19 protein-coding genes are annotated in these 25,853 nt (G+C 40.8%); 10 read left to right on the top strand and 9 right to left on the bottom strand.

Going from position 1 to position 25,853, the window contains the following annotated elements; all coding sequences use genetic code 11:
* Window positions 1-75: 75 nt before the first annotated feature.
* Window positions 76-1,431, top strand: a complete 1,356-nt coding sequence (locus tag H4J61_RS15740; RefSeq protein WP_182186123.1) for a copper chaperone PCu(A)C — start codon at window positions 76-78, stop codon at window positions 1,429-1,431.
* A 582-nt stretch (window positions 1,432-2,013) separates the two neighbouring features.
* Here H4J61_RS15740 and H4J61_RS15735 read toward each other — a convergent pair.
* From H4J61_RS15735 to H4J61_RS15710, 6 genes are all read right to left on the bottom strand, one after another.
* The gene (locus H4J61_RS15735; RefSeq protein ID WP_182186121.1) at window positions 2,014-6,276 is read right to left on the bottom strand and encodes a cobaltochelatase subunit CobN; all 4,263 of its coding nucleotides are present in this window, start codon (window positions 6,274-6,276) and stop codon (window positions 2,014-2,016) included.
* Between the two features lie 13 nt (window positions 6,277-6,289).
* Complete coding sequence (locus H4J61_RS15730; RefSeq protein ID WP_126667454.1) at window positions 6,290-6,595, bottom strand: DUF2149 domain-containing protein; 306 nt, start codon at window positions 6,593-6,595, stop codon at window positions 6,290-6,292.
* Complete coding sequence (locus tag H4J61_RS15725; protein ID WP_182186119.1) at window positions 6,582-7,190, bottom strand: MotA/TolQ/ExbB proton channel family protein; 609 nt, start codon at window positions 7,188-7,190, stop codon at window positions 6,582-6,584. The genes H4J61_RS15730 and H4J61_RS15725 overlap by 14 nt, the downstream gene beginning before the upstream one ends.
* 105 nt (window positions 7,191-7,295) lie before the next feature.
* On the bottom strand, window positions 7,296-8,468 hold the full coding sequence (locus H4J61_RS15720) for an HmuY family protein (protein WP_182186116.1): 1,173 nt from the start codon (window positions 8,466-8,468) through the stop codon (window positions 7,296-7,298).
* Between the two features lie 18 nt (window positions 8,469-8,486).
* Window positions 8,487-10,445 carry a TonB-dependent siderophore receptor gene (locus tag H4J61_RS15715; RefSeq protein ID WP_182186112.1) on the bottom strand — a complete coding sequence of 653 codons (1,959 nt, stop codon included), beginning with the start codon at window positions 10,443-10,445 and terminating at the stop codon, window positions 8,487-8,489.
* A 225-nt stretch (window positions 10,446-10,670) separates the two neighbouring features.
* A complete protein-coding gene (locus tag H4J61_RS15710) occupies window positions 10,671-10,943 on the bottom strand; it encodes a hypothetical protein (protein WP_182186110.1) in 273 nt (90 codons plus the stop codon).
* Window positions 10,944-11,310: 367 nt separating this feature from the next.
* On the opposite strand from H4J61_RS15710, the gene H4J61_RS15705 reads away from it, so the two are divergent.
* The 3 genes from H4J61_RS15705 (at window position 11,311) to H4J61_RS15695 (ending at window position 15,547) form a co-directional block, all read left to right on the top strand.
* Entirely contained in the window at window positions 11,311-12,894 is a 1,584-nt protein-coding gene (locus tag H4J61_RS15705; RefSeq protein ID WP_182186107.1) for an alkaline phosphatase, read from the top strand.
* Window positions 12,895-12,918: 24 nt separating this feature from the next.
* Window positions 12,919-14,742, top strand: a complete 1,824-nt coding sequence (locus H4J61_RS15700) for an alkaline phosphatase (protein WP_182186105.1) — start codon at window positions 12,919-12,921, stop codon at window positions 14,740-14,742.
* 97 nt (window positions 14,743-14,839) lie between these two features.
* Entirely contained in the window at window positions 14,840-15,547 is a 708-nt protein-coding gene (locus H4J61_RS15695) for a hypothetical protein (RefSeq protein WP_182186103.1), read from the top strand.
* Between the two features lie 201 nt (window positions 15,548-15,748).
* Here H4J61_RS15695 and H4J61_RS15690 read toward each other — a convergent pair whose 3' ends face one another.
* Both H4J61_RS15690 and H4J61_RS15685 read right to left on the bottom strand, forming a co-directional pair.
* Complete coding sequence (locus tag H4J61_RS15690; protein ID WP_182186100.1) at window positions 15,749-16,714, bottom strand: NAD(P)-dependent oxidoreductase; 966 nt, start codon at window positions 16,712-16,714, stop codon at window positions 15,749-15,751.
* Between the two features lie 67 nt (window positions 16,715-16,781).
* Window positions 16,782-17,264, bottom strand: a complete 483-nt coding sequence (locus H4J61_RS15685; RefSeq protein ID WP_182186094.1) for a putative 4-hydroxy-4-methyl-2-oxoglutarate aldolase — start codon at window positions 17,262-17,264, stop codon at window positions 16,782-16,784.
* A 691-nt stretch (window positions 17,265-17,955) separates the two neighbouring features.
* On the opposite strand from H4J61_RS15685, the gene prmA reads away from it, so the two are divergent.
* The 6 genes from prmA (at window position 17,956) to purD (ending at window position 24,526) form a co-directional block, all read left to right on the top strand.
* Complete coding sequence (prmA, locus tag H4J61_RS15680; protein WP_182186092.1) at window positions 17,956-18,837, top strand: 50S ribosomal protein L11 methyltransferase; 882 nt, start codon at window positions 17,956-17,958, stop codon at window positions 18,835-18,837.
* A 207-nt stretch (window positions 18,838-19,044) separates the two neighbouring features.
* Window positions 19,045-20,022 (top strand): tRNA dihydrouridine synthase DusB, encoded by a 978-nt coding sequence (gene dusB / locus H4J61_RS15675; RefSeq protein ID WP_182137371.1) that lies wholly within the window; start codon window positions 19,045-19,047, stop codon window positions 20,020-20,022.
* Between the two features lie 5 nt (window positions 20,023-20,027).
* On the top strand, window positions 20,028-20,315 hold the full coding sequence (gene fis / locus H4J61_RS15670; RefSeq protein WP_044832893.1) for a DNA-binding transcriptional regulator Fis: 288 nt from the start codon (window positions 20,028-20,030) through the stop codon (window positions 20,313-20,315).
* Window positions 20,316-20,499: 184 nt separating this feature from the next.
* Complete coding sequence (gene purH / locus H4J61_RS15665; RefSeq protein ID WP_182186090.1) at window positions 20,500-22,113, top strand: bifunctional phosphoribosylaminoimidazolecarboxamide formyltransferase/IMP cyclohydrolase; 1,614 nt, start codon at window positions 20,500-20,502, stop codon at window positions 22,111-22,113.
* Window positions 22,114-22,342: 229 nt separating this feature from the next.
* Window positions 22,343-23,170, top strand: coding sequence for a class I SAM-dependent methyltransferase (locus H4J61_RS15660; protein WP_182137373.1), 828 nt, complete (start codon window positions 22,343-22,345; stop codon window positions 23,168-23,170).
* A gap of 69 nt (window positions 23,171-23,239) precedes the next feature.
* Complete coding sequence (gene purD, locus H4J61_RS15655; RefSeq protein ID WP_182137374.1) at window positions 23,240-24,526, top strand: phosphoribosylamine--glycine ligase; 1,287 nt, start codon at window positions 23,240-23,242, stop codon at window positions 24,524-24,526.
* An 83-nt stretch (window positions 24,527-24,609) separates the two neighbouring features.
* Here the strand turns inward: purD and H4J61_RS15650 are convergent, their stop codons facing one another.
* The gene (locus tag H4J61_RS15650) at window positions 24,610-25,353 is read right to left on the bottom strand and encodes a hypothetical protein (RefSeq protein WP_182137375.1); all 744 of its coding nucleotides are present in this window, start codon (window positions 25,351-25,353) and stop codon (window positions 24,610-24,612) included.
* Window positions 25,354-25,853: the final 500 nt, after the last annotated feature.

Genomic DNA, 25,853 nt, shown 5'->3' with positions numbered 1-25,853 from the left:
TAGCCCATGCTTTTTATTTTAGGCTGTGTGTTTTAATTGACAATGCAGGTAGTATAAAACAAGCGAGAGAAAGTTATGTTTAACCCATTACCAATAGCGAGTGCCGCGATATTACTGCTAGTATCCACATTTTCTATATCGGCAGAATCGATATGGGGAGGGGATTACTTCCCAAATACTGAACTCATCACCCATGAAGGGAAAACAGTAAAATTTTTTGACGATTTAATTAAAGATAAGATTGTAGCAATAAACTTTATCTATACCAGTTGCCCTGATGTTTGCCCACTTGAAACCGCCCAACTGACGCGGGTGCAACAGATAATGGGTGATAGAATTGGCAATGATGTTCATTTTTATTCCATAAGTATCGACCCAGAAAATGATACCCCAACAGTATTGGCTGAATATCGTGAACGCTTTGGCGCAAAATGGACATTCCTGACCGGTGATAAAGAGGAAATTAAAGAATTACGCCGTAAGTTAGGCTTGTATGTTGAAGGCATAGATACCGGACCCAACAAAAATAATCATAACGTGAGTATGATTATCGGCAATCAAAAAACAGGTAGGTGGATGACCCGTTCACCTTTTGAGAACCCTCATGTTTTGGCTGACCAACTTGGTAACTGGTTAAGTGGATGGGTCTCCAAACAAGAAGGAGATGATTATGACACCGCTCCCGAATTGCGTCCACTCACCCTAGGAGAGCCAATTTTTAGAACCCGTTGTGCGACCTGCCATTCTGTCGATGGGGTTGAGAATGAAGATGATATCGGCCCAGATTTGTTAGGGGTCACAAAGCGTCGTGAACAGCAGTGGTTAATAAAATGGCTACGCAGCCCTGATAAAATGATAGCCAATAAAGATCCTATCGCGCTAGCGTTACTTAAAAAGTACAATAATTTACCTATGCCGAATCTACGCCTTAATCAGCAGGAAGTTATGGAATTGATAACGTACATGGATGAGTTACACGATCCAAATGCAGCCCCACCTACATCTTTAGTGAGTAAGCTTAAAGCCTATCGACAGTCTAAGGTGGTTGCATTACCTGTTAGTGTTGACGTAGTTGCTGTCATGAATGCCTGGGTACGTGAGGCTCATCCTAAAGCAACAACAAACGCTGGTTTTATGACCCTTATCAATGTCAGTGACAAACCTGTGCAATTGATGGTAGCCAGCAGTCCGGATTTTGGACTAGTCGAATTTCACGAAATGAAAGTGGAAGACGGTATGATGCAAATGAATGAGTTGGAAGAGCTCAACATCGAACCTGGCGCTCAGCTAAAATTTGAGTCGGGAGGAAAACATCTGATGTTAAAGCATCCTAATAGGTCATTACAAGACGGTGATCAAACTGAAATTACGCTGGAGTTTGCAGGCGGGGAGACTCAAACACTCTCACTTAAGATCATAAAAGATTATTAAGTTGCCTACACAAGATCTTATGTAGTCGCTTTGTAGCAAAACAGTTTCAGATTATTAACTGGGAAGCTGAGTTGAACGGTCTATACAAAATTAATGACATTTATTGTTAGCGTAAAATTTTCGAGTAAATTTAACCTTGAAACCTGATCGGTATAGTACTAAATGATTCACTAATATCAATCATAGATAGGAATAAAAAACGGTATCCGTTACGGGTACCGTTTTACGTTTAATAAGAGTGAGAATACTGTCTCCTAATTTGAGTTGTATGTTTGAACTCTATTTATGGCTGTGCTTACTGTGAAGGTGCCTTTCTTGAGCGCGCCACCAGTACAGTACATTTAGTCGCGAGAAAATAGTCAGCTTAATATTATCCCGCTAGCTAAGCTTTAGTTTAGTTATTGGAAACTCTACTGTTATCAACATTGTTAATGTTTGTCTGTATTTTGAGCATTGAGTCGCTATTTATTATTTTGATTGAATGATGTAAATGTTAAGAAAAATATCACCAGATACAGTATAAAAAAAACCTCAACTGTTATTGAGGCTATAATATGCAAATTAATTTGAATTATTTTTTTGCTATCTGTTTTTCGGCATTATAAATAACTGATTTTTATTTACTTTTCTATTTTTACTTTGCCACGCTGCGCCGCAAGCTATTAATAATAAAATACCCGCTAAGCTATAGTAAGCAAAGTTGTTAGGCTCCATGGTTTGCGTGCTTTGTTTATTAAGTTTTTGACCTTCAACTTGCTGTTCTGGTTTAGTCTCTGGTGCTGTTTTATTTTTTTGCTTGCTCAGTTGTTGGTTGTTCCTGGCTTGCTGTGCTTTGGCGCTCGCTGCCATTGCTTCCATGGTTTTCGTGACCAGTGGTGCTAAACCAAAACCTTCGGCAAGTTCATTCACATGCGCTTTTACCGCGTCATTTAAAATCACTAAGTCATTGTTATTAACCACGGCTATATATTGCTCGACTAATTGCTTTAAACGCTCAGGGTCTGCTTGCCAATAGTCTTTGCGTTCTGCTTCCAACATTCTTTCCATCATACGTGCAAAGGCATCGGGATTGATCTCTTTAAACCATTCATCAAGTTGTAAGGTCAATTTATCATTAATATAAATGTCCATGTATTCGTCCCATTGATCGTTTCTGATCAGGCTAGGATCAACCACTTGCCAGCCAAAAAAGTTATCCATTTTCGACGCTAATGACACAGCACCAGAATAACCTTCTTTTTGTAGTTCTTTTATCCAACGTGGATGAAACATGCGAGTACGCAGTTCTTTGGCAAGAAATAAACTGGCATCTTCTGCTTTAGTGTTTTTAGCGTCACGTAAGTTTGCCACTACCATGTCGGGGCTTTTGCCGTCGATATTACGCACAGCCAAGCTGAGTGAACCAAAGTATTCGAACGGGTCATCAGTACTTAACATGCCGAAAAGGTTCGATGAACGGGCAAATAGTGCAATGTCGGTACCTGAAAGCTGTTTAGCATAAAGTTGTACTTCTTCACCTTGAGTATTCGCCGCTTTTTTCCCCCAGCGACTATTATCTGCACCGAAGAAGTAGCCCATTTTACCTAAATAGTTATCTGATATTTTTTTATCCGTTTCCCATGTATCACTGGCCCATGCGGCATCATCAACACCGGTACCATAATCACCTGATTGATTTGAGAAAATACGAATAGTTGATAAATACTCGGCTTCTTTTTCATCAACACCTTCGGCCAGTAAGTCAGCTTTTACTTTTTGACTATTTTGCCAAATAGAGTTGTTGTCTTCTTTTAATGCTGCGACTTGATTGACCGCTTTTGCCAACATTTGTATAACATTAGGAAAAGCATCGCGGTATAAACCTGTGGCTGATACCACAACGTCAATACGTGGGCGTTTTAATTCACTGTAGGGAATTATTTCAGTGCCAATAACACGGCCGCTTGTACTCCATTTTGGCTTAACACCCATGGCATAAAGTACTTGAGATTCAAGTACGCCGTAGTGACGCATAGTTTCAATTGACCATAATGAGAAGGCCATTTTGTCCGGATAACGTTTATGTTTTTGATAGTAATTAGCGATCATTTGCTCTGTCAGCTCTTTACCTTGCTCAAAGGCGGCTTTTGTTGGCACGCGTGAAGGGTTAAAGCCAAATAAGTTATAGCCGGTGGCTAAAGATTCTGGGTGACGAATAGGATCTCCGCCAGACTTAACTGGAATATATTTAGCACTCAGAAAATCGACCATGGCATCTAGCTCATGAATACTGGCCATGCTTTGATACAGCTTTTTACCTCGTGCAATATCCGCTTGCAGTTCAGTTGTTAGCTCAGTAACTGGCACCGGGCGTTCGGCTGATTGATCTGCGGCAGCGGTGATGTAGTTTTTAACGGTTAAATAACCTGATAAACGAGTAATGTCGTTTTCTGTGGATGTATCATGTTTTTTATCACGACTTTTTCCATTGATCTTCTCATGACTCTTCTCATGGTATGTATGACTATGATTATCACGGTCATCTTCATTATTTTCGCTCGTTAAGTTGTTGGTATAGTGCTCATGTTCAAACTCACTGGCTCGTGCAGTAAAATCGTTGCCAAGCATTTGCACTAAGGTTGATATCGTTAAGGCTTGTTCTGGAATATAACCAAAAGTATGTAACCCCAAAGGTTGATTCGCTGTTGCCAAAGCTTCTAAGTGAATATGTAAGGCGTCAATAAACTCATCAAACGCTTGATTAATTTGCGTTTTCTCCCAGGCTAAATCTTTACAAATATTGGTGTCAAAGCATAACTGAGTCAGCTGGACGGCTGTTTTTTGCTTTACGCCACCTTGGTCGAGCTGTTTATATTGGTGCATTAATTCATGCAAATGTCGAATGTCGCCTTCTAGTCCGGCAGCAGCAAATGGCGGCGTCATGTGTGAGATAACGGTAGCGCGGCCACGGCGTTTGGTTTGCATAGCTTCACCAACATCATCAACAATAAATGGGTACACCACGGGCGTATCCCAAACCGCTAAATTACCTTGGTCATATATAGATAAGCCACGTTCTTTACCGCCTAAATATTCTTGTGAGCCGTGCGTACCTAAATGAACAATAGCGTCTGACTGCCAATACTCGCGGGCATAATAATAAGCCGCAAGATAGAAATGATTGATAGGCACTAAGCCTTGATGATAAATCATGTTTTCATCATTTTTACTATCAGAGCGCGGTGGTTGGCGCATGATCAACATATTACCGTTACGAATACGGGGGAGAATAAAAAAGTGTTTACCGTCTTTTTCTACCGACATAAAGTTGTCTTGAGGCTTGCCCCAATGGTCAGTTATTTTTTGCGTTAATTCAGTCGGTAGGGCATTAAACCAGGTTAAATAGTCATCAATTGGCATCAACTCGGCTAAGTCATTATCTAACAATTCGGTTAATTGGTAATCACGGTAGAAGGGATCGAGTATTTTCTTGGCATTGGCAACAAAGTATTCTGCATCACGTTCTGCGGTTTTATAGCCTTCATTGGCTAAGCGTTGGCTAATGGCTTCAATACTTTCAGGAATATTCATAAAGGAAGCACCAACATCTTTGTCGCCCCAAACAAATAGGGTGAGTTTTTTATCTTTATTGGCTTTATATTTTAAATTAACGACGTTAATCGCTTTGTTAACTAGGTGCTTTAGTTGGTAGTCGATAACTTCAACTTTTTGATCTGTCATGTTCATTGCAGCCACGATCATAGGATCAATCACGCCAGCGTTTTCTGGTAACACTAAAGTGAATGACATCATATTGGCGCTGACGCCTTGCATGTCATTTTCCCATGTTTCTTTATCACCAGAATAGTAAGTCATGGCCTGCATGACGGGCACATTGAATTTTTCAAACTCGACTTTACGTTGGTTAGCCCAATGAATGTTACGAAAGTTAATGATCAGATCAACATCGGTTTGTTGGCCAACAACTTGACCATCTTTAGTGATTGGCAGTTGTAGTAAATGGCTATAGTCATTGGTCACAGGACTAAGTTTGAAAAAGAACGGCACAACATAGGCGCCTCTGGCTTCTAGTTGGGCAATGGTGGCGTCAATTAACTGGGTTTGCTCAGATTCTATTAATGCCCGTTGTAACAGCACTGCTATTTTCGGTTGTTGGGGTTTTACCGGTCGGCGTTTTTTATATTCGGCTAAATCTTTGATCATTAAGTCTGGCAATGCCGGGTGATAAATTCCCTGTTGTGGAAAAATAATCGGTGCGGGTACTTTGCTGACGGTGGGTACTGTTGAAATTTCTGCCGTTGTGCTTTCTTGCTTGGCTTTAATAACATTTTCTGCAATATACGACAGCATGTTATCGAGATTACGACGTCCTGCATTCTGCCAATAATCTTCTAAGATACTGGCGCTATCAGCGCTGAAGCCTTTATTTAGCTTGGTGTTTTGTAAGTATTTAAAGGCAACAACCCTAGCACTAACTTGCGAGATGGCCTTGGCGTAATTGTCAAAAGTGGCGCGGGCCTCTCGTCCAGATACTGCGTCAAGAATGACTAAGTCGTATTGATTAAAAAGCGCAACGAGTGCGCCAGTTTGGTGAGTAGCGTCTAGTAATGACTTTGCTGATTTTTGTTGTATATGCCAAGTCGAATTAACTTTTTCTTTTGCGACTTTCTTTAACAAGGTGATTTTGGCCGTATTGGCATGTGCCGTACTGATAAATAGCACACTATGTGCTTTGGCTGTTGGTGCTTGATTGTTTTTAGCGTTCGGTGCTTCAGCAAAAACATTACTGATAAAAGTAATGTAGGAAAACAATAAGATAGAAATTTTAATTAAAGGATTTTTCATATGATAAATATCGCTACTCTTTTACGTAAATCATGCTGCCGTCGGCCATTTCATAGGCCGTGCCTGCTTTTTTACCTGTGCCTGCACCCGTTTTTCCATCACTTTTAAAACTTTCGATGGTATTGCCTTTTTTAACGATAATTTCCATATTATCTTTACCGGCATTTTTAATAACGGTGACATCTTCGGCGAGAAAGGGGTTCAATGGATTCTGTGCAATGGCAATTAATAATGCTGCCACTAATACTAAAAACACATCAACTAAGTTTACGACCGATAATGCTGGGTTAATGCCTTCATCTTCATCAAGCAACCTCATAATCTTTCTCCACAGCGTGCACGGGTAAAGCGAGTTCTTGGCGCACATCATCATATGGCTTAGGGTTAATTAACGGCATTAAGGCAACGAGTTCTTCAACCATCCAACGCTTTTTCACTGACGCGATCCAAAAGGTAATTGAGGCGATAATTAGGCCAAAAATTACCGCGGAAAATGCGACGATCAAATTTTCGCTGATGCCTTGTATATTGCCATCGGCTAAGCTTTTTAAGGCAGGACCCATTGGGATCATGGTGGCGATTAAACCTAACATAGGTGCTAATCGACTGACGTTACGTACCCCTTCAAGTTCTTTTAATGCCGCGACATCAAGCTGGTCTTGGCTGATGTTGGGTATTTCATTTGCCAAACTTGCCATTGGGTAGCCGTTTAATGTTAATTCAGGTTTATGGCCTAATTGGCTGTTAAGTAATTCTATAAACGACTTATAGTGGCGACGACGCTGCAGGGTTTGACTAAAAAATTGTCCACTAGCAAATAGCGCGTAAATAAAGAGTAATGCAATAAGACATAGCACAGGTGCCATAAAAAAATCGGACAGCTGATACATGGTTTGTTCGATCAGGGCGATCATAGTATTTCCTAACAGGTAGTTAATTTAAGTGATAAACAGTGAAGGTGAGTCAGGGACTCAAGGCGCGCGAGAGGGTTGCGCCTTGAGTATGAGGTTTACTCGGGTTTACTCATTAGCGGCTTCGCCAGCAAGTTCGGTTACTTCATCAGCTCTGAAACTGTAATTACCCGATGTAGCTTCTTCATCGTAGTAGCTGGTTATTTGTAGCTTATGCGTTGTTGTTGGTGTTTTAATTAAGTAAATGTCGAATTGTGACCATAATAAATGCCCACCATTAAGTGCGTATTGGTACCAATTATGAGCAAAAGATTTGAACGCGTTTATTGAATAGCTACTGCTTTGAAAACCTAAAAATTCGGCTGCAGCAGGATCAATAGCCTCATAGCTGTTATCGAAGTCTTGTAATGCTTGTGCATCATCAGCAAGGTTTATTTCGAAACTTGCGCTCGTTTTATCTTCTGCACAAGGCAGGCTGATATCCCAAGCATCAGCTTCAGTTACTTCTTGATTACTATCAAAATCAACATACACAGCAATTACGTCACCAGAACAGGTCAATGCGGCGTCGATTACCAGCGCTTGTTCTGTGGCAAAAGCAACGTCACTGCTACCTTGGTAAGCAGTTTGTAAGGTAATTTCACCTATACCTTGACCAACAGTGGCAATGCTTGTTGCTCTAAACTTAGTATAGGCAGCGTCTGAGTTAGTGATAAAGTATTTGGTATCTGCGGCACTAACCACATGTGTGGTCGAGTCATAGTCGTAGAAGCCTTCAATAATATTTGAGGTAATATCACCGACAAACAATGTTTCATCTGTTGGAATATCGCCAGTTTTTATCGCTAAATATGCAGCTAACTCAGTTTCAGCATTTGCGGCAATAAAGCTCGAAGCGATAGGAGCGCCATCGGTATCAAAAAAGTCACTGTTATTGCCCATTGCATAGGCGGTAATGGCATTTTCGCTGTTTTGATTAAGATAAATACCGGTACGTTTAAAGGCGATATCCCACACAGTGTCTGCCGCTGCGGCTTCTGCTGTTGCTAATTCAACAACAGCTTGAGAGTCTAAATCGTAGTAAACAAATACTGGTTCGCTAGTACTGCCAGTGCTATGTGGGCCACTAATATCAGCTTGTGTCGGCGCTGCCGGCGTAGGTGTTGGTTCAGGTGTGGTTTCCTTACTTGAACTATCGCTGCCACCACAAGCGGTTAATAATACACACAGTGCTATGCTGGTTAGTTTCAATGTACTGTTTAAACTTTTGTCAAATATCATGTTATTTCCCTATGTTCCCTAAAATTGGTAGCTAATGCCGGCACTAATAGTGCGGCTACTAACAGGTCTTGCATCAAATAAATTTTGACTGCTTGCAGTCGGCTTTTTGTGTTCATCAAAGATATTGTCAACACTTATTCGCCATGACAGGTTGTTTGTTATGGCTTGATTAAATACCGTGTTAAACGTGGTGTATTCGTTATTTTCGACGCCTTGGTAGCTATCAGGTACTGCTTCACCCGCTTGATAAACTGCGTAGGCGATAACTTCGATATCGTATGCGTCAATATCGTAATTAATGTTGAATTTAATTTGATGGCGCGGGCGGGAGAATAGGCGCTGGTTATTTTCATCTTCACTGGTTAAGTAGCTGTAATTTAATTGAGTTTTCCATTGGCTAAAGGTCAATTGCGTACTGATATTGAAACCGTGAATTGTCGCTTCACTGATATTTTGATATTGATATATAGATAAGCCAGTTTTTTGTGATTTCTCCACATCAATAACTGAATCAATAAGATTGTCAGTTTTTGAAAAATGCACACTAATATCGCTACGCAAGTCGACTACATTATCAGCTAAGGTGCTATTAAAGGTTAAGCTTGAGTTAAGTGAATCAGCTGTTTCAGGTTCAAGCGCTTTATTACCCAAAACCATATAGCCTAAAGCGCTGTGGTCAAAAATATAAAAACGTTCTTTTAAGTTTGGTACGCGATAACTTTGGCCTATGCCTGCGCGCCACTGCAACTTACCTTTACCTAAGGAAAAATTCTTCATGCTGCTAAGTCGAAGCGCGTTATGCCAACCAAAGTCTGAATCATGTTGGCTGCGCATACCAGCAAGGAGCTGATAGTCTGGTTTCACCCAGTTGCCTTGCACAAATACTTCAACGCTTCCTCGGCTTTCATTGTCAACTTCAATAACGTTTACAGCGGGTTTATCTTGATCAAGTTGGTCAGCATGAATGGCTGCACCTGTAACTAGCTCAATGTTGCCTAGTTGAAAGACCTTTTGGCCATTAATTTCTGACAAGGTAATAGTCGTGTCACGTAAGCTGTTTGATTGACCACTAGTTTCTTGATGGTTAATGTATCTGGCATTAATTTGCCAAGGCGTTTTGGGATGTTTAGTACTTTTTAATCCCAGATCTATTTGCTGTTGATCAACATTCGTTTGGTAAAAAATAACCTCGCTTTGCCCAGGAATTATCGAACTATCACGAAATTTTTCATCACTTAACCATTGATATTTAATGCTAGAAGCAAGATTTTCATGGGCTTTATTTACGCGCAATGTAATGAATTTTTTATCAACACTAGCAGCGTCTTGACTAACGGTATTACTGTCGTAATCATAGCCTTGGTCATCAATAATTAAGGCATTTAATTGCGTACGCCAGCCGGCGAAATTTTCAACTGCATTTACTTTTATGGTGTGATTAAGGTCACCATCTTCAATGTTGTTACCTTGGTATTGACTAACATCGTAATCAAGCTGTAGTGAAGGCTGATCAGATTTATGGGTAATAATATTTATAACACCCCCCATGGCAGCACTGCCGTACATAACTGAGGCGGCACCACGAATAATCTCAATTTGGGCGATATTACTAGCAGGGATTTGGTCTAAATCTGCGGATGAACCCGTAGGGCTAACAATTGGCTGACCATCAATTAGCACTAGAACATGGTCGCCGTCAAAACCTTGCATTTGAATGTTGTAGCCGTCTTTTACGCTACGTTTTATTACGATACCAGGAATATAGTTAAGTGCTTGCGCTAAGGTCCCTTGGCTGATTTTTGCAATAGTTTCACCGTCAATAACATCAACTAAAACTGGTGAGTTACTCAGTAGTTTGGCTGTACGGGTTCCCGTGACAACAATATGTTCTGTTTGATTTTTGTCTGGCGTTGTTTGCGCTATGGTGTCCATAGGTAAGGCCAAAATCAGCGCTGATATGCTAGCTTTAATATACATGTTAAATTAATACCAATAAGAATCTAAATACGAATGATTATCGATTACGATCGTAATGGTAAGGTGAATAAATAGCAAGTAGATTTATTTATTTTTAAGTATTAATTTTAATACTGGCTATTTATCTGGTTAGTTGTAGATAAAAACCTAGTAATAACATCAAGATAGTTGGTGCTTATTAGCACCAACTATCTTTTATGCGGCACTTTAACTATTCGATTAAGATTAATTTTTTAAGAAAACGTCTAATTGTTCGACGTAATGAGCGGGCAATATATGACCACTATCAAAATCAATACGTTGCTTCTGCTGACCTGAAATTAAACTAAATAGTAAATTATTTTCGACTGGATTTGCGTATTCATCATCACTGGCTGTGATGAATAGTGTCGAGGTATTGGCTATTATGGGCACAAGATTTTTAGGGGCTACAACAGCTACTTTGCCATTTATAAAAGGTGGTGCGATAGCAATGACCTTATCGACACGCTGATTCATACTGGCAAGCAATATTCATCTTAATCAAGAAATAATACGACGCACCGTGCAGTAACCCCGATAATTCATCTTCATCCCACACTCGTAGTCGTGGTGTTTACGCTGCTAATCGCGATGGCATTGGTAGTATAAATGACAGCTAAATCTTATATATACAAGTTGACCTAGTTCATCCCTACGCTTGCTAGTTTATCGAGCAATATAAGCCAGCAACAAACTGGCTGTCACACTTACGTTATAAAACCTTCATCGTTCGGTCATTTTTCTTTTACCTTACTGTCATTTTTACTGCTTAGCATGCTAGTGGTGTTAATGCATCGGCATTAGCAAACTCACTTTAACTAAAAATAACACCAAAGGAAGCATTATGAACTCGACATGGGTTTCACTTTCAGTTTTGTCATCTTTTTTACTCTCTAGCGTCGCTGGTGCTGGGGTTTTACCAAACGTACAAAAAGACAGTCAGTGGTTTGTTGATGGTCAGCAATCAGTAATGGCTAAAACCAAACTAATAACACGTAATAAAGCCAAAAATGTCATTCTATTTGTCGGTGACGGCATGGGCTTGTCAACCTTAACCGCTGCACGAATTTTAGCCGGGCAAAACGAAGGAAGAACGGGCGAGGAAGGCTACTTAAGTTTTGAAAAGTTTCCTTATTCTGCGCAGGTTAAAACCTATAATGTTGACGCACAAACGCCAGATTCTGCCGGCACAATGACCGCTATGATGTCAGGTGTGAAAACAGATGTTGGTGTGATTGGTGTTGATGAAGATATTGAACGTGGTGATTGTGCTTCACTCAGCGGTAACGAATTAGTCACGTCATTAGAAGCGGCTGAAATTAAAGGCTTGTCAACCGGCATTATTTCAACGGCACGTATTACCCATGCGACACCCGCGGCAACCTTTGCAAAATCAGCGGATCGAAATTGGGAAGATATTTCTGATATGCCAGCAGCAGCCATAGCAGGAGGCTGTGTTGATATTGCAAGCCAACTTATTGATTTTGAGAAAAATCTAGAACAGCGTTTTCCAGGGGTAGACGTTGATGGTATTGAAGTGGCATTTGGCGGTGGTCGTCGACACTTTCTACCAAAAGATGCAAGCTTTAACAGTGCAGATGCCAGTAGTGCCGTTGAAGGCGATCGCACCGATGGTGTTGATTTAACCGCTAAATGGCAAGCACAATATCAAAACGGTCAGTATATTATCGATCAAGCAGGCTTCGATGCCATAGACGCAAGTAGCACTGAGCGGGTGTTGGGACTATTTAATGAGTCGCATATGCAATACGAAGGCGATCGCAGTAATGATATTGCGGGTGAGCCTTCGTTAACTGAACTTACCAGTAAAGCCATTGATATTCTTGATAATAATGACAAAGGCTTCTTTCTTGTTGTTGAGTCAGGGCGAATTGATCATGGTCACCATGCGGGCTCTGCTTATAATGCCTTAACCGATACCATCGAGTTCTCTAACGCAGTACAAGCCGCTATCAATAATACCAATCCTGAAGAAACATTAATCTTAGTGACGGCGGATCATAGCCATGTATTTACCATTGCCGGTTACCCAAAACGTGGTAATCCAATATTAGGTAAGGTGGTCAATGTTGGCGCAACTGAACCTGCTCTAGCAAGTGACGGCCTGCCGTATACCACAGTAGGTTATACCAATGGCAAAGGTTTTAGAAACTTGATCAATGAAACCAATGCAGACCTTAGCTATAACGACGATGCACTTGCCGGTCGTCAAGATCTAACCACAGTGGACACCACCACAACAGGATTTCATCAAGAGGCTACCGTGCCACTGAGCTCTGAAACCCATGCAGGTGAAGATATTAGTTTACACGCATCAGGACCTGGAGCGCATTTGGCACAAGGCGTTATCGAACAAAGTGTTGTGTTTCATATCATCAATCAATCGCTTGGCTTAATTGCTAACTAACTGGCCAATCGAAAGGAATTAATCATGAAAACAGTAAAAACTTTATCATTAGCCGTGTTGGCTGCATTAGCAGGTTGTGGCGGAAATGACGGTTCAAATGGTAGCAATGGTATTGACGGCGAAAGTGCTTTCAATAGTCTGGTTAGCCAAACCTTATTAAAGGTTGGCCATGCACAATGCCTTAATGGGGGGGTAAAAATTGATTCAGGTGTTGATGATGATAGCTCTGGCGTATTGGATACTAATGAAGTCGATGCAACAGAATTTGTTTGTTCACCCACATTGACGCAAACACAAGGTTCGTCATTGACCGCCACCACTCATAATTTATGGTATGAGCAAGGCCAAAGTGTTTTAGCCCAAGCCGCACTCAATACTCAGTCATTGGTTAATACTAAAGGCAAAGCGAAAAATATTATTTTATTTGTTGGTGATGGTATGGGTATTTCTACTGTAACGGCAACACGCATTTTAGCAGGTCAACAGTTAGGTAAATTGGGTGAAGAACATCAATTAAGTTTTGATAAGTTCTCTTTTTCTGGTTTTGCTAAAACCTATAATGTTGATGCACAAACACCAGATTCTGCCGGCACTATGACCGCGATGATGTCAGGGGTTAAAACTGATGCAGGCGTTATTGGTGTAAACGAAGCCATTAGTCGCGGCGATTGTGCTTCAGTATCCGGTAATGAGCTAGTAACCGCATTAGAATTAGCAGAAATTGCCGGCAAATCAACAGGTATTATTTCTACTGCGCGAATTACACATGCTACGCCAGCGGCAACTTATGCTAAATCGGCAGAGAGAAACTGGGAAGATAATTCTGATATGCCAGCTGCTGTTGTGGCCGCGGGCTGTGTTGATATTGCCTCACAATTGATTAGTTTTGAAAATGATATGCAAAGCCGATTTTCTGGCGCAAAAGTTAACGGCATAGAAGTAGTACTAGGCGGGGGCAGACGACACTTTTTACCAAAAGATGCGGCCTTTAATAGTACCGATGCGGCAAGCGCTGTAGAGGGTGATAGAACCGATGGCCGAGATTTAACCGCAGAATGGCAAGCACAATATCCAGCGGGCAGTTTCGTTACCGACCAAGCGGGCTTTGATGCGGTTGATGCTAATACTACGCCGCGGCTGTTTGGTTTATTTAATGAATCGCACATGCAGTATGAAGCCGATCGCGGTAATGACATTGCTGGTGAGCCGTCTTTACGCGAGATGACCAATAAAGCGATTGATATACTTGATAATAACGAGCAAGGGTTTTTCTTAATGGTGGAAGCTGGCAGGATTGATCATGGTCATCATGCGGGTAGTGCACATGGCGCTTTAACAGATGCGATTGCTTTTGCTGATGCAGTGCAGGCTGCGGTTGATGCGACCAATCCAGAAGAAACCTTAATTATTGTTACCGCGGATCACAGTCATGTCTTTACGATGGCAGGCTATCCCAAACGGGGTAACCCTATTTTAGGTAAAGTGGTGAGTGTGGGTAGCACAAAGCCAAGCCTAGCAAGTGACGGCATGCCATACACAACATTAGGTTATACCAATGGCAAAGGCTTTAGAGATTTAGGTGCAGAAACTAATGCCGATGCGAGTTATAACGCTGACGCCGTCACTGGTCGTCAAGATCTTAGTATGGTGGATACCCAGTCTACGGGTTTTCATCAAGAAGCCTTAGTGCCAACAAGTTCAGAAACCCATGCGGGTGAAGATGTGGGTATTTACGCCCAGGGTCCTGGTGCGCATTTAATTACCGGTACCAATGAGCAAAGTGTCATTTTCCACGTGATGGATTATGCCGCAGATCTTGTTGCAAAAGCTGAGCAAGCGCTAAATTAACTCGTGCTTTAGCAAATGTTGTAGCAGGGAAGTTGTCAGATTAAAAATGGCAACTTCCTTTTATTTATTGACCTATTTACCCTGAGTTGGTTTTATTATGAAAATTATTTCAGCATTATTATGCCTTTTGTCTTTGAGCAGTAGCGCCAGTGAGTGCAATATTTCGCCTAATGTGATCAGTGCTTATTATCAACTAAGTACTCAAGCGGCTAATAGTGAGCCGATGACAAAGCCAGTTCAGCAATTGTTTGAACTACACCGCAATAATAATACTGTGCTGCAACGAAATGTCAGCGAAGGTATTAACGATATTTGGTTGTTGAACGGTAATCGGTTATCGCTAAACCGAGCATTTGAAAAGTATCAACACACCATTGAATATCAACCTAATGAATTGAGACACCAGCCGCAGTGGCAAGATGCTTTTCAGTTAGTTATGACACCCGAACTGAGTCAGATGAAACTGGTAGAGCAGAAAAAATCGGGTTGTATACTTGAGCAACACTTTGTATTGAAAGATAAACACAGAGAATATCAGTTAACTTGGTTACCAAAATTACAGCTAGTAAAATTCTTTCAAGTAAAAGGTGCCGAGTTAACGCGACAATGGCAGTTGACAAAATTTCAACCTGATGCGGAAAAAACAGTATCACTACTTAAGCAATATGCGAGTTATCAGAGCACAGATTATGCTGATATCGGCGATAATGAAGGTATCCCGTTTTTAGCCACCATGATTAACCAAGGTTTTTCAATGCCGGTGCATAATCGCCCAGCTTTGGCCAACAAGGCGCATCAACATTAAGGCACCTGAGCTGCAGAACAGCCAAATAATTGCGTTAGCGGCAAAGGTGCTAGTTTTTTAATTAGCCACTTAAAACCGTGGGCTCTTTGTTAGAGCCCACGGTTAGCAGCATTAACTTATCTAGGTGTTATGTCGTTGCAGGAGTAACTTCACTTCAGTATTCGAATAGTCATTATCTTAGGCCTTAGTCAACTCAAAACATTAGTTGCCACTATATATATGCTTGGTGATAATAGCGCTTTCTGCCAAGGTTTTATTCTCAGGCAAGTCGACAGCGCCACTGAGTAAGTAAATCACTTTCTCACCTTGCTCGGCTAAATCTAATGCGTGTTGAACATTAATCAAAATGCTTGAAGCGATTGCTTGAGGAAACTTGCTGGCGTCACGTCGAATATATTCTATTAGGTCGATATTAACCGCTTGGTCGTAAAAAACCGCATCGGCAAATTGCATTTCTCGATGGGCATTAAGTGTTAAGTGGTCGGGATTACCGTCACGGGTATGGATAAAAACAATTTCACCACTAGGTGGCGGCGCTTGTGTTTGTAAGCTGGCAATTAACTGTTGTTCAGCTGAAGTGGTTTTACCATCTAAAATAGCTTGTCCGATACTGCCGCGTAAAGTGCGCTCCCAAAAAGTGCGACGCTCGCGTAAGCTTTTCACGCGCGCTTTTACGTGGTCTCTAAATTTGAAAGAAAAGTCAGCTAATCTCCCATATCCATTAGGTAATGTTTTTTCAATTTGCTCGCGTAACATCCGCAGTAAAATAGGTGCGCTGCCAGAACTCGACATGGAAATTATGATGGGGCTTCGGTCAATAATAGCCGGGGTTATATAAGTGCACAGTTCAGGTTGGTCAACGACATTGGTCAGTAGTTTTAACTGAGTGCTTTCTGCGGCCACCGCGCTATTAACTTCAACACTGTCGGTGGCAGCAATGACAATATTACTCTTGCCCAGGTGGCCGGGTTGATAATTATGCTTGAGCCAATTTAATTGGTGCAAATTCACCAAACGCTCAACACTGCTATTTAGTGTTTCAGACATAATAGAAATGTTAGTTGTCGATTTTAATAACAGCTCTATTTTACGTGCTGCTACCTCGCCGCCACCTATAATCATAGCGTTAATATGTTTGGCATCTAGATATATAGGAAAGTACTTCATTATTTTACTCTGTTTTTTGGCTTTATTTACCCGCTTAGCGATACTGTGCTGACTAAGTGGGTAATCATTAAAAGGGGATTAAGACTTCGCTAATGGCTAAGCCATTAGCGTCACCATAAATATATTGACCAGGATTAAAGCTTAAGTCGGCAAAGTGAATAACCTGGTTAATTTCACCTTTACCCAGTTTCTCGGTTTTTATTGGGCAGCAGCCAAGGGCTTTTACCGCAATGGGTAAGGTTGCAATAGTACCCGCGTCACGTATACAGCCATTAATAACAATGGCTTGCCAGCCATTTTTTACGGCTAGCTCAGCTAGCATGTCACCGAGTAAGGCGTTAGTCATACTCGCTTTGCCATCAACCACCATCACTTTGTGGGTACCGTCGGTGGCTACCAACTCTTTGACTTTGGAATTGTCATTATGACAGCTAACAGTCACTATTTCGCCAGAGAAGATAGTGTGACCACCATAGTCGTTAAAAATCGGCTGAGCTAAAGAAAGCTGTTCGCTGTGATCATCAAATAAATCGGGTAGTAGATCTAACATTTTTATCCCTAAGGTATGCACGCTAGTATATTGAGTATAAATGAAGTTTTACTTTATCAGAACAGGCAATTTATATCTGCGCAGCGTAAGTAATATTGAGTATAAAGCTAAGTTATTTTCCTTGCTGGTAAAGCGCTATTCATTTTTTTCATTGGCTTAAAGTCATTGGGTTAAGTCATTTGGTAACCTGCATCAGCCTTGATATTATCTAAGGTCTTTGTTCATACGAACATAATAGCTTTTTAGATTTTTTAATCTTACGGCACTATATAAGTCGGTAGCATAAGTCATTGGCAAAGATAGCTACTTGAGGTTACGTTCCAGTGAGTTGGGAACCAGGTCCAGGAGAGAATTTTATCTTGGCCATTTGGTGCGCGGCTATTCGTGTGACTTAAATTATGTCGAGCATTATGTTGCTAGCTTGACTTTGTCTATCCAGCATTTGTTATACACTAGTCTCTTTACTGATAATGTTGAGTGGTTAAGAGCAAGCTAATACAACTGTAAACCTCAAACGTCATGATATTATTTTTAGCATTTTGATAACGTTTATTTTGCTATTACTCTAGCCATGACGAAAGGCTATCAATCGCCAAATTATCTGTAGTTATTGCTCGAGTATATGGCTAAAGTAACTATTTTGTCGCGGTAGAGGGTGATAAACTAGCAAAAAATTTTAATGAGAAAAAACATGCCTTGGATCCAGCTTAGATTAAGTGCCAATGAAGAGACAGCTGAAAAATATAGCGATTGGTTGAGTGCTTGTGGCGCACAAGCGGTGACCTTTATTGACGCTAAAGATACACCTATATATGAGCCGCTTCCGGGTGATGAAGTTATTTACTGGAATAATACTGTGGTAATGGGCTTATATGATGCCAGTCATGATATGGACAAGGTGTTGAATTATTTAAAAGGTATCCATCCAGACAAAGCTAAAATGGTCTATAAGCTTGAACAGCTGGAAGACAAAGATTGGGAACGTGAATGGATGGACAATTTCCATCCGATGAAATTTGGCCAACGTTTATGGATCTGTCCAAGCTGGCGTGATGTTCCTGACCCTAGTGCGGTGAACGTTATGCTTGACCCCGGTCTAGCATTTGGTACGGGCACCCACCCAACAACCGCTTTATGTTTAACTTGGCTGGACGGTTTAGATTTAGTCGGCAAAACCGTGGTTGATTTTGGTTGTGGCTCAGGTATTTTGTCATTAGCCGCGCTTAAATTAGGCGCAAAAAAAGTGATTGGTATTGATATCGATCCACAAGCGTTACAAGCGAGTTTAGAAAACGCGAAACGCAATCACTGTGAAGACCGTTTGGCATTATTTTTACCGAAAGACCAACCTGAATTTAAAGCTGATGTGGTGGTGGCAAATATCTTAGCCGGACCATTACGTGAACTTGCTCCAGTTATTATTAACTATCTAGCGAGCAATGGTGTGCTTGCTTTGTCTGGTGTTTTAGAAGAGCAAGCCGAACAATTACAAACTCAGTATGCTGAATTTTGTCAGATGGACGCTATTGCTGTTCAAGACGAATGGGTACGTTTATCTGGTGTTCGTTATTAGTTTATTATTCGTTGGCGATTAATGGCCTAAAAATGAGCAGCTTTTGTTATCAAATCGTACAGAAACTGCTCGCATCAACACTTTAGAAAATGTCAACACGAAAAACGTGAAAAAAAGCGCGTTTTGTTCAATTTATATCCTTTTCAATCCCAAAAAAAACACGTAAACTTAGCGCCCTTTTGACTAGTAGCTCAAAAAAACAGCAGCGTGAAGATAGGTCCATACACTTTAGCAAGCAATACTATGCTTGCACCCATGGCGGGTATTACCGATCAACCATTTAGACAACTATGTTGTCAGATGGGGGCAGGCTTAGCGGTATCTGAAATGATGTCATCTAATCCAAAAGTGTGGAATACCGGTAAATCTCAGCGTCGAATGTTGCATAGCGAAGAAGCAGGTATTCGTTCCGTACAAATCGCGGGCTCGGATCCTGAAGAATTAGCTTTTGCAGCTAAGCATAATGCTGATAATGGCGCACAAATTATTGATATCAATATGGGCTGCCCAGCAAAAAAGGTAAATAAAAAATTAGCAGGTTCAGCGTTACTGAAAGAGCCCGCATTAGTCGAGCAAATTATTAAAGCTGTGGTTAATGCTGTGGATATTCCAGTCACGTTAAAAATTCGAACCGGCTGGTGTGAAAACACTCGCAATGGTATTGAAATAGCCAATATTGCTGAGCATAACGGCATACAATCACTTGCGGTGCATGGCCGTACTCGTAATGACTTTTATAAAGGCAATGCAGAGTACGACACCATTAAAGCAATCAAGCAAGCGGTGAGTATTCCAGTTGTTGCTAATGGCGATATTACTTGTGCCGAAAAAGCGGAGCAAGTGCTGAATTACACTGGGGCTGATGCCATTATGGTTGGTCGTGGTGCCCAAGGGAGACCTTGGATTTTTCAAGAAATTAATTATTTCTTGAAAACGGGTAGGCATTTGCCTGCTCCTTCAACGGATGAAGTACGCACAATTTTGATTGGGCATGTAATGGAATTACACAAATTTTACGGTGAATTTATGGGTTTACGTTTTGCCCGTAAACATGTTTCTTGGTACATGCAAACGCATGAACAAGGAAAATCGTTTCGTTCTATTTTTAATGCACTCGAGTCAGTTACTGAACAACTTGACGCATTAACTATGTATTTTGATAATTTAACTTTAGAAAGAGTCTGAACTTTATGTTTGAACAAAATATTTCCTCTCCATTTATTACCGGTGATCTACAAACTCAGACAAAGGCCTCGCCTTTACGCACACAAGCAAAAGTAGCCATTAAAAACTACTTGTCTCAGTTAAACGGTAATGACGTTGATGATATGTACGACCTTGTACTTTCAGAAATTGAAGCGCCAATGCTTGAAGAAGTCATGCAATATACGCGCGGTAACCAAACCCGCGCCGCTAACTTATTAGGCATCAACCGTGGTACTTTACGTAAAAAGTTAAAAAAATACGGCATGAACTAAGAAGTACGACAGGCTAGCCTGTCAATTAGAAGCACCCTCGGGTGCTTTTTTGCTTTTAGAGAGATAAAAGTTATCCAAGTAGTCAACTTTTATGCCATTTAAGAATTATCGCATATCAATAATGTAAAACAGATATGTGTCATAGGCCAGACAACCATTTTAATTTATAGGTAATTAGAAAACCATGGATACACCACGCCCAATCAAACGTGCACTATTAAGTGTTTCAGATAAAACCGGTATTGTTGAATTTGCTCGCTCGTTATCACAAAAAGGTGTCGACCTTTTATCAACTGGCGGTACCGCTAAGTTATTGGCCGAAAATGGCATTAAAGTCACTGAAGTATCTGATTACACCGGGCATCCAGAAATTATGGATGGTCGAGTTAAAACCTTACACCCGAAAGTGCATGGCGGTATTTTAGCGCGTCGTGGTATCGACGAAACTGTTATGGTTGAAAACGACATCAGTGCGATAGATTTGGTGGTGGTAAATCTTTACCCATTTGCCAATGCCGTTGCTGATGAAAATTGTTCATTAGAAAATGCCATTGAAAACATCGATATTGGTGGCCCAACTATGGTGCGCGCAGCCGCTAAAAATCATAAAGACGTCACCATAGTAGTCAATGCCCATGATTACGACCGTGTTTTAGCTGAAATGGCGACAAACAATAATTCTTTGGTTTATCAAACACGTTTTGATTTGGCTATTGCTGCCTATGAGCACACTGCCGCTTACGACGGTATGATTGCTAACTACTTTGGTAAAATGTTACCCGCGTATGGCGCAACTGAATCTGCAGCTTCTGTTGACTCATCAGTAGGTGAAAAAGTTAAATTTCCACGTACCTTTAACAGCCAGTTTATTAAAACTCAAGATTTACGTTATGGTGAAAACTCGCATCAAGAAGCGGCTTTTTACAAAGAAGCGAATCCTGAAGCAGCGTCAGTTTCTACGGCAACTCAATTGCAAGGCAAAGCCTTATCTTATAACAACATTGCTGATACGGATGCGGCATTAGAATGTGTTAAAGAATTTGACGAACCCGCTTGCGTTATTGTTAAGCATGCAAACCCATGTGGTGTTGCTATTGGCGATAATATTTTAGCGGCTTATGAAGGCGCTTATAAGACGGATCCAACGTCTGCGTTTGGTGGCATCATAGCGTTTAACCGTGAGTTAGATGCAGATACTGCGCAAGCAATCGTGTCTCGTCAATTTGTTGAAGTTATTATCGCACCTAGCGTGTCAGATGCAGCTGCAAAAATTGTTGCCACTAAAGCTAACCTGCGTTTATTAGTCTGTGGTCAATGGACAAGTAAAACTACTGGTTTTGATTTTAAACGCGTTAACGGTGGTTTATTAGTTCAAGACACGGATCAAGGTAGCGTAACAAGTGACGACTTAACGGTAGTGACTAAACGCCAACCCACGGACGAAGAGATGCGTGATTTACAATTTTGTTGGAAAGTAGCAAAATTTGTTAAGTCGAACGCAATTGTTTACGTTAAAAATAGTGCAACTATCGGGGTGGGTGCAGGCCAAATGAGCCGAGTTTACTCAGCAAAAGTAGCGGGTATTAAAGCGGCAGATGAAAACCTTGAAGTTAAAGGCTCTGTTATGGCATCAGATGCATTCTTCCCATTTCGTGATGGTTTGGACGCTGCTGCTGAAGCAGGCATTACTGCGGTAATTCAGCCGGGTGGCTCTATGCGTGATAATGAAGTTATTGCTGCTGCAGATGAGCATAATATCGCCATGGTATTCACTGGTATGCGTCACTTTCGTCATTAAGTCAAAATGGTAAAATAAAAATGCTCAGATAGAGTTAATTATTCTGAGCATTTTTATTGCAGAAATCATGCTGAGTAGTGTCTGGGTAATAAAATTAATCATTACACACACTCAATTAAGTTCAAATGCTGTTTTTTGTCGATAAGATATGAGTAACAGCACTGATCATCTGAACGAAATCTGCTATAACTAGCCTGTATAAAAATTCACTAGTTAATGGAAGATAACAATGCATACAACAGCTCAAACTCTCAAAAAAGTTTTTACCGCGTCAATCGTGTCTGCAACTTTATTATGTTCTGGTTTTGTTAACGCTCATCAGGATGCTCATCAGCAAAGTCAGCTTGAAAAAGCTATCGCTGGCGAACATCGTTCAGCAAAAAATAAAGCGCGTGATGAATATCGTCATCCGTTACAAACTTTAGCATTTTTTGGTTTTGATCCGTCAATGACTGTGGTTGAAATTACCCCCGGCGGTGGTTGGTATACTGAAATTTTAGCCCCAGCAGTAAAAGGTAAAGGTAAACTTTACGGTGCTCATTATCCCGATACTGGCGAAGATAACTATTATAGTAATTCACGTAAAAAGCTAGTTGAAAAATTAGCCAGTGACGACGTATTTAGCGAAGTAGAGTTAACTAACTTTATTCCGCGTCAAGCAAGTGAACTTGCACCGGCAGGTACAGCCGATTTGGTACTGACTTTTCGTAATTTACACAACTGGCGCGATGAAGGTGTAGAACAAGCTTTTAAAGACGCTTACAAAGCATTGAAAAAAGGTGGCGTGTTAGGTGTGGTAGAACATCGTCTACCTGAAGGCGTCGACGCTGAAAAAGCAAAGGGTTATGTATCGCAAAGCAAAACTATTGCACAAGCCAAAGCGGCAGGGTTTACTTTAGTAGCAAGCAGTGAAATCAACGCTAATGCTAAAGATATGGCCATCTATCCAAAAGGTGTATGGACCTTACCGCCAGTATTACGTTTAGGCGAACAAGATAAAGCAAAATATATAGCGATTGGCGAAAGCGATCGTATGACATTAAAATTTGTAAAATAACATAATTGAGCTGCTATAACTTGATCTCTGCAGGTTATAGCAATTTTAAAATATTAGGAATGTAAGTAAATGAATGTTTTGGTCATTGGTAATGGCGGTCGTGAGCACGCATTAGCGTGGAAAGCTGCACAATCATCTTCAGTAACAAAAGTATTTGTTGCACCGGGTAATGCAGGAACGGCTACAGAAGCCAAGTTGGAAAATATTGCCATATCAGCTGGCGACATTCCAGCCTTAGTCGACTTTGCCAAAAGCAACGAGATCGTGCTAACTATTGTTGGGCCTGAACAGCCTTTGGTAGATGGCATTGTTGATGCTTTTCAAGCAGAAGGTTTAATGATTTTCGGACCCAGTGCAAAAGCGGCACAACTTGAAGGTTCAAAATCATTTACTAAAGACTTTTTAGCAAGAAATAATATTCCAACCGGTAGTTATCAAACCTTCACTGAAATCGAGCCTGCACTTGCGTATGTTCGTGCACAAGGTGCGCCAATTGTTGTTAAAGCTGATGGCCTTGCCGCTGGCAAAGGCGTTATTGTTGCGATGACATTAAAAGAAGCTGAAGACGGTATTAAAGATATGCTTGCCGGCAATGCTTTTGGTGATGCGGGTCATCGTGTGGTGATTGAAGAATTCTTAGCAGGTGAAGAAGCTAGCTTTATTGTGATGGTTGACGGCAAAAATGTTTTAGCCTTTGCTACCAGCCAAGATCATAAGCGTGCCTATAATGGTGATAAAGGGCCAAACACTGGTGGTATGGGTGCGTATTCTCCAGCACCTGTTGTGACACCAGAGATCCATCAACGCGCTATGAATGAAGTTATCATGCCAACCGTTGAGGGCATGGCGAGAGAAGGTGCACCTTATACCGGCTTTTTATACGCGGGCTTGATGATTGACACTGATGGTACCCCAAAAGTTATTGAATACAATTGTCGTTTTGGTGACCCTGAAACCCAGCCAATCATGATGCGATTAAAATCTGATCTGGTTGAGTTGTGTATCATGGCTTGTCGTGGTGAGTTAGACCAAGCAACAATCGATTTTGATCCTCGCCCTGCAGTAGGCGTGGTAATGGCGGCAGCTAATTATCCTGCTAGTTATCCCAAAGGCGATGTTATTTCTGGTCTAGAGACAAATACTGTCACTGATCGAAAAATATTCCATGCAGGTACAGCTGAAAAAGATGGTGCAATAGTTACCGCAGGCGGTCGTGTCTTGTGTGCAACAGCATTAGGTAATAATGTCACTCAAGCGCAGCAATCAGCCTATGAATTATTAAAACAAATTTCTTGGCAAGGTGTTGAGTATCGTACTGATATCGCTTATCGAGCGATCGAGCGTGAACAAAGTTAGCTTAGCGCAATCACAACCGTATAATATAATCGTATAAAAAAGCCCAGTAATTACTGGGCTTTTTTTATATAACAATTAACGGCTTAGTTATTAAGTTTTGCTAAGGTTTCTTGTTTTGCACCACCAGCTATTGCAGCAGCAATTGCTGAATCTCTATCAAATCCTAAATCAATAGCGGCTTTAACAATAGCATTATTATGATTATCAGTGCTTTGATTAACCGCGGTGGTAATTACTCGGTCAGCTTCACCAGGAAATAAAGCTAATATATCTTTAACTATATTACTTGCCTGTTCCGGTATAGCTGTAATAGCGGCTGTTAAAATATTCAATATCTGGCTAGGGTAATTAGATGCGGTGTTGTTAACTATGTTACTAACGTCGTAAGGTTCAGTCCTGATGGCAACTCGGACAATATTTTCTATTTCACTTGGATTAAATTTAACCGCAGTATTAACTATTTCTTGAGCATAAGCAGGTTCTGCGGTAATAGCTATTTCAACCAGCTCAGTACTAGGGGCAACTTTAGCTTTAATCGAATTTTGTATAACATCGCAGGCCAAAACAGGCTGCGCAGATAAAGCACCCAACATAATTTCACGATATTTTTCTGGGTATCGGGCAAAAGCCACCGCCATAACAACATCTACTTTCTCTGGATAGCGTGAAAGTATGGCATGGACACTACTTTGAATTGATCTCTGTTTCTTTACTTGTTGGTTTAATATCTTAGCAATCAAACGTTCATGTTTATATTCGGCAACATCCTTCGCCACAACTGTACTACTAATGCCAGCAAGCATTAACAAGATGATAAGTTTTTTCATTTGTTATGCTCTCTGTACAAACACCGTGGTGAAACCCACTTTATCTGTAGTTTGTTATTATTATTATGCGCAAATACAATATAGAGCATAAAATACATTATATCTCCTGTTTATTTGTACATAAAAATATGGGTTTTGGAAAAACTGCTAGCCAAATCTTGCTAACTACGTAGTGATTAGTCCGTAAAATAGCCGAATAGTTCAATTAAAAAGCAAACAAACATTTAATCGCAATTTAATTGATATTAGGTGTTGACGTGAAGCCAGAAATCTCTAGAATGCGCTCCAGTTCCAAGGGGTAACCCAAACGAACGGTTTTAATGAGTTATCTAATCTAGTCTAGGCTGATTAAGTTAACTTAACGTTTTAAAAATGAGTTTGAATCTTCTGAAAAGAAAGTTTAAAAAATCTAAATAAAACGTTGACATTAAAACTCAGGTGCGTAGAATGCGCATCTCGCTTCAGGCAAGGCCTGCAGCAACGAATTACTTTACGGTATA

It is taken from the genome of Colwellia sp. MB3u-4, assembly GCF_014077065.1.
Lineage (GTDB): Bacteria > Pseudomonadota > Gammaproteobacteria > Enterobacterales > Alteromonadaceae > Cognaticolwellia.
Note: the sequence above shows the minus strand (reverse complement) of the source record. Positions and strands in the feature narration are given on the sequence as shown.